This is a genomic window from Carboxylicivirga taeanensis, from assembly GCF_051851475.1.
Classification (GTDB): Bacteria; Bacteroidota; Bacteroidia; order Bacteroidales; family Marinilabiliaceae; genus Carboxylicivirga; species Carboxylicivirga taeanensis.
The window spans coordinates 1-6792 of record NZ_JBPUSJ010000026.1; the positions used below are offsets into that span (position 1 = coordinate 1).

Sequence of the window (6792 nt, forward strand, 5' to 3'; positions counted from 1 at the left end):
CTGGCCCGTGGGTGAGCAGCAAATTCCTCAAAAGCCGCACAAATCCCAAAAACACTTCGAATCCGGCTTAAAAACATTGGGTTGTGCCTAACGGCTTGCCGTATGATGCGTGGCTTGTGTTGCGCCTGCGGCAAGCTATGCATTATGACGGTTTGTTGTAAGCATGTTGTTTATTCTTTTATTAGTTGCCAAAATTCTGATTCGGTTTTTTGATTTATTACATTAATTCCATACTCAACTAATAAAGTTTCTTTTGCTTTATTAAAGTTTTTTGATGGAATGACAAAATCATATTTCCGTTCGTCAACTTCATTAATATCAACTAATTTAGAATAATTGTCCTCTAGAAAGTTCTTTAAGTTTACTAGTGTAGCACCTTTAGCTTCCCAATTATCATACCTGATTGAGGTTCCATAGAACTTCGCATTTGACTTATTAGAAAGTAGCAGTGAATCGTTTTCAATTTTTAGGATACCTACAATAGTATCCCGTTTAACTTCTTGGAGTCTAATATCTAAATATTCTGGAAGAAGATACTTTAGCATTTCAACGCAATTGGCACTAGTTGTTAAGTCTTTGTCTGCCATTAAGGTCAAATCATAGGGCGTTTTTAAAAGCATCGAATCTTGAGTTAGAACTCTTGATTTATTAATACCATAAAAGGTGCTTAACATTGCTTCTAAGTCCTTATTAAAGATATTTATATCGTACGGATTATAATGGGCATAAGATGATTGCCCCATTTCTAGATTATGTTCTTGGATTGTAAATGAATAAGCTGAATTGTTAATCGGAACTTCTTGAGTACTTATGTCAATATTTTCATTAATTTTTTGTCGCCCAATCAATTCATCTACTTTTTTAATATTCAAGTGAAATGGGCTTCCTTGCCATTGAATTACTCCATTCTTATCAATTAAGAAGGTCTCAGGAAAACCTTCAACATTAAAAGCATTAATTATTCTTTCTTCTGTATCTATTCCAATAGGGTAATTAATTATCATTTTGTCCAAAAACTCATCAATTACTTTTTCATTATCAAAAGTTACTGATAGGAATACGATTTCAGGATATTTTTTCGCTAAATGGTTTAATTGTGGAATGGAAGCAACACACGGTGCACATTCTGTAAACCAGAAGTCAATGACAATTATTTTTCCTTCTAATGATTCTGGAACTTCACTATTTTGCCAGTCAACAGATTTAATTTTAGGATAGACCCATTTTTCTATATCAATTGAAGGTGCTTTTTTACCTACCATATCTGCTTGAGAAAAAGCTGATAAGCAGAATAGAAAAATTGCATTTACTAAAAATAGTGTTTTCATTTGCATGTGGGTTTGGTTCAATTGCTTACAACGGTTGGCCGCATGGCGCTGTAGCAGATTTTCGGTGCTGATTGTCCGTCCGAGAGGACTGACAATCGAGGCGGGAATCTGCCCACCCAAAGTGAGCCGACTCCTGCTATGCGCTATAGCGGCGTGTTGGCAGCTGGTTTTATTTTTTCTTTCAAATTAATTGTCAGTGTCGTAGCTGTAATAACTAGAAATCCAATTCCAAATAATGTCATATAGTTTCTTGAATTTTTCTCTTCTAAATTTAATTCGTCAAGTTTTTCTTGAACAGCTTCGTCTGTTAAACTTGAATATTTTCCTTCTTTTCTTTCAATGAAAAATCCTTCACTATTCTTAAGTTCCAATCCTTTCTCCATCCAATTCCAAGCGCATATCAAGGATATAATTATTCCGAGGATCGTTATTCCGTTTGTCCTAATACTTAGTTTTCGAAATCGGACAAGAGCAATTATAACCAATGCAATAAATAAAATCGGTCCTAATGTCTGAAATAGAATGTCAATCAATTTGTCCATTTTTTAACTTGCTGCCAACGGATGGGTATATGAAACGTTTGGCATTTCAAAGCGATTTCCTATCAAACCGTTGCAAAGTTTATTAAATGTACCGCCCTTAAAATTAGCACTTTCCGCCAAATGTTTTATATACCGTGTTAGCTGCTGGTGTTCATTCATTATCAGTTAATTATCAATATTTTACAATCATCAATTCGCTCATACGAAGCTCTGCTGTTTCCGAAAAAATTAGTTTTTAGAGTCGGCAAAAAAGCGCCGGCAAAAGACATACTTTTTGACAAGTTTTGGTTGTGCGATGGCATTTTAGAGCGGCTTGACAATGTGTATGGCTTTATAGCGCTAGGTAATTTTCGTATTAATATTTCCTTCAACCTCATTACTTTCATTTAAATAATATGCTCCACTTATTTCTAACCTTTCATAAAAAACGTCTCTATTTGAATGACCTCCTATTATATTTTTCTCACCTAAAACTGTCCAAAGTATTCTTAATTTACTTTCTTTTAAGAACTTAAGAAATGGCTCTTTCTTAATTAATAGATAAGATTTAGAATCAAAGTATACAGAAGGTGCAAAACATATAACCTCACCTTTTTCGTCAATAAATTCACCTTCTTTCTTAGAAAACACCAACTTCATATTTTCATAGATATGTTTTGATGGTTTAAGAAAGCTAATAGTATCTTCTTTAGACTTATCAAATTCTTCTTCCCATAAAAAGTCATTAGTAGTTAAAATTGCATCACCGATATACTCACCAGTTATATTATCATGTACTTCTCGAAGTTCCATTCCACCATAATACTCCTTGTTGTTAAAATAATTGTAAGCAGGTGACCAATAATATTCTCGGCTAAAAACTTCATATCTACTCGAGCTTTCTGGCATCCATCTTCCCATAAAGTCCTGATTTGACGCCCAATCTTTCATTTTCTCATAGTCAGCTTCTGCAATTAAATAACTTCTAAGCTGATACCACATCCTTTTATGAGGTTTATCCCATTTATCATCTCCAACTTTCTTTGATTCTGCCCACTCTGGATAACCTTCAAGTATAAACCATTCCTCATTATTTTTGTCGACAACATTTATTAGTTTCTTTGAACATGGAAGGTCTTCACTTAATTTTGCCCATTCCTTATTATCTAATTCCCAATTAGCATATTTTACCTGTGTCCACCAGAAGTTATTAGGTGCTTCTTCATCATAACTTCCAGTCTTATATATTAGCATTGTAGGGTCAATATCTCTAACATAGGGAATCCACGGACCTTGATATTTTTCTTCCTCTTCATGTCGATAACTCCAATCTGCATATTTTCTGCAATTGTCAGAAACTCTTGCAAGCATCTCATAAAGTGCAATCCACTGATATTTTTTACCTATTCGTTCATGAGGAATCGTATCTCGACCTCTACCTGAACCTATTTCTCTATCAAATACACTATGTTTATCTTTATCATAACCATATTTTTCAAATATCCATTCTACAGCAAGATTGCTTAAAGCGTTTTCATCAACATCCCAAGTTCGTAATGCACTTTGAAAAGTATATCGACCAAAATCACCATAACCTGCTGTTCCTCTACCATATTCGGTAATCATTGAACTTAGAATGCTATTTTGTGCCCAATAATGTTGTTTAAAATCCTTTGATTTATAATCTAACTCATACTTTCCATCAATTTCTTCATTTGAGGGGAAAGTTGCTGGGAAAGTACTCTTATACGGAGGTCTTGATTCTGAAATATCAAAATCTAAATCATAACCAAGATAAGAAGTGAATTCAATAACACCCCTTGCATAATCTCTTAAAAGAATATGTGGATAAACCTCCGATTTATCCTTGAATATTGTTTCATAAATATAGCTGCTAAGCTCACTTAAAATGTCAGTTTGTTCCGTTCTAATTGAACAGCCATATGCAACAGCAAATAACCTTTCATAAATATAGGGGTCATTGACATTTTCAAATTCCTTTAGTAGTTCTATTAAAACATGGATTCTATTTTCCAAAAGACAAATCAAGGCTTTTGTGGCAGAATCACGTAGTTTTCTATTCGTACTTGTATGAAACCACGATAAGGTTATTGCAGCCAACTTTACTGATTCATCTGAAATATGGCTTTTATCATGCGTGTTCCATGCCCAATCAATAAGTCTCTTAACCGCTGATTCATCATAAAATTGTTGCTTTAGGTAAATTGTCCACCAAGCATCTCTATCTGGTAGGCTGAAGCCCATAAGATTTTTATGCAATGAATAAGCGTTAAAATAATGGTCGGGAATAGATGTTACAGATAAAATTGTATCCCAAAACAAATCATGAGTACCTTGATATTTAAGAACAGTAGAATTCACATATCCAACAAGCTTTTCTGTTGTTGTTTCAGTTTTTCGCCATAGCAAACTTTGCACAAAGCATTCAATAATAGGGTAACTATCCTTGACATGAGGAACATATTCATAAAACTCTTTTCCTGTTCTTTCAGGAAGTTGAATGGTAAGTGCCTCAATTACACCTTTATTCATATAACAAGAATGTTCATCCTTAACTAATTGAAAAAGAACACCACCTTCTTTAAAGGCTTCTTCTAATTCAGGGTTTGTATCTAGAATATATGTCGATGTTAGGTGGTCTTCAAAACGTTCGTAGGCTAAATAAACACCTTCTTCATATTGTTTTTCAGGATTCCAAAACAAGTTTTTAGATAGTATTCCTTCAGATATTAATTCATCAAGCAAACCTCTTTTTATACTAAATTCATGTGATATTTTATTAGCTAAAACAAATGCTTGCTCATAAGGAACATACCTTAATTGATTTTCAATCTTGTATGTGATTAAAGATTCTATTGCTTTTCTAACAACGTTTATGCTTTTAGGATAATCTAATCGAATCGGTTTTGAAAGGATATCATTAACACTATTAATAAAAAAATCAATTATAGCTGTAATGCCCTGTAAACCATCGGGAATTCTGGTATAACCAGCTTTATTTAAACCCTCACAGAATAGTAATAAAAATAAGGGGTTTTGAAATTCAGGGTGCAATAGGGGAATGCTTGGCAGTTCTATACCGTAATTATTGAAAAACAATTTTGTTGCTTCATACTCTTGATTTCTAAAACCGTAATGTGTATATCTGATTATTTCATCATCTTTAATTTCATCAGCTGGAAAAATTAAATCAGAATACGATGTGCGTATTGACATTACAACACCTAACCATTCATGCTTTTTAATTTTGGAAAGAAAACTTTTGATATTCTTATCCCAAAAATATTTACCACGTCCTTCATTAACAGCATCTATAAAAATAATTATCCGCTGACCTGAAATTTGAGCTTTCGAGTTAAGTGCACCTAAAAATTCATTTACAGAACAATGTATATCATTCTTTTTGAATATTTGTGTCCATGGGTCTTCATCTGTTACAAAATGTTGACCTAAAAAGAAAAGGCTAATTAGATTATTTGTTGTCCGTGTACTTATTATATCTGCTAATAGATGTGATTTACCTATTCCAGCTTCCCCTTCTAATAACAGAAAAGGATGGTTTGCTAATTTCATTGTAGTACCTTCAAGAAACCGTGTGAGTTCATAAATCGAATCTTCAAAATCTCTGATATGACTTATCTCATAACCAAATTTTTTATAATATCTGTAATCATCAGGTTTGACCTGTAACTTCGATTCTTCATCTAAATAGTAGCTCTTAATGTGAGATGCTATTTGATTGGCATTCCTTAATAAATCTAAGAATGCTTCTAAAGGCAATGTTTGAATTCCCTTTAAATTTATATCTTCAAATAAAGCATGAATTGCTTTTAATTCCTTGTGGATATCTGAGGAGTAGGAATCTAAATCTTTTATTTTAGGTATGATTTTATAACCCTTAATCAGTAAATTATCAAATAGGCTTGTTACTTTTCTTTTGTAATTTTCATCTCTAGATATTCCGTTAAAAATCTCTGCAATTTTTAATTTTACATTTAGTTTTGGCGTATATCTTTTACCCAAGTCAGCAATAGATAGTTCAGATTGCTCTTTACACCATTCATCTGTAAATTCCTCTTTATTAAACCAAAAGTATGTCAATCCAACATTTTCAGGTCTTTGCAATCTTTCGATTAAATCGGAACTCCACCAAGGAATAAATTCGATGCTCAAATCTTTTTCCTCAGCCCATTCTTCCCATTTTGCAACTCTTGAATTCCATTTATCTAACATCGAAGTTTGTCCTTCAATCCTAGCATCTGGTGGGTCGTTAGGTATCGCTATATAATACTTTTTTAAGTTTGGGTGTTTATCAAGAACCGTTTTGACTGATTTGTCGATTTGTGACCATTGGTTTTCCTCAAGACTATTAGTAAAGAATTTTGCTTGCCATGCAAATTCATCATCATTGTTTAGAATCCATAGACATTCAACACCTGCATCTGGTTTTCCTTTCCGAATGAAAGTTTTTTTACTAACAATATCTTCTTTCCTTGCTAATTGACAAACTAATTCTTCAAATCCTTCATTCTGAGAATTCTCTAAGGGTCTTATGTTGTTCCAATTTATACTCATTGCTTAATAGGTCTTTTAGTGGTGGAAGAAAATAGCTCTTTTGGTTTTTCAAGGTTTGATTGTGTGGTGGGAAAAACCAAATGTGCTATTTGTGCGTGGGCTTCCCTAACTGTCCCGAAGGGCAGAAGCGCGGTGGCAAAAACTAATTTTTTCTTGCACCAACCTTCAATCAATGAGTCAATTTTTTCTATCCGTCTTTTCAAAATTTATATTCAGGTTTCAATATTGCAGTTTCGTCTTTTTCACTTGCAGCTAACGGTAGCTATATGGGCTGTAATAGAAACTGATATTATATTTATAATAGCGGTTTTTGTTATAGTGCATATAGCGTGTTATGGGCCGTAGTT

3 protein-coding genes are annotated in these 6792 nt (G+C 33.2%); all 3 read right to left on the bottom strand.

The genetic code is table 11. The features are described from left to right. Positions 1-170: 170 nt before the first annotated feature. Positions 171-1328 (bottom strand): TlpA family protein disulfide reductase, encoded by a 1158-nt coding sequence (locus ACSX1H_RS18615; RefSeq protein ID WP_439185760.1) that lies wholly within the window; start codon positions 1326-1328, stop codon positions 171-173. Between the two features lie 143 nt (positions 1329-1471). After that, entirely contained in the window at positions 1472-1870 is a 399-nt protein-coding gene (locus tag ACSX1H_RS18620; protein ID WP_439185761.1) for a hypothetical protein, read from the bottom strand. Positions 1871-2209: 339 nt separating this feature from the next. Next, positions 2210-6445: an AVAST type 2 anti-phage system protein Avs2 gene (avs2, locus tag ACSX1H_RS18625; RefSeq protein WP_439185762.1), complete on the bottom strand. Its 4236-nt coding sequence runs from the start codon at positions 6443-6445 to the stop codon at positions 2210-2212. Between the last annotated feature and the right edge of the window lie 347 nt (positions 6446-6792).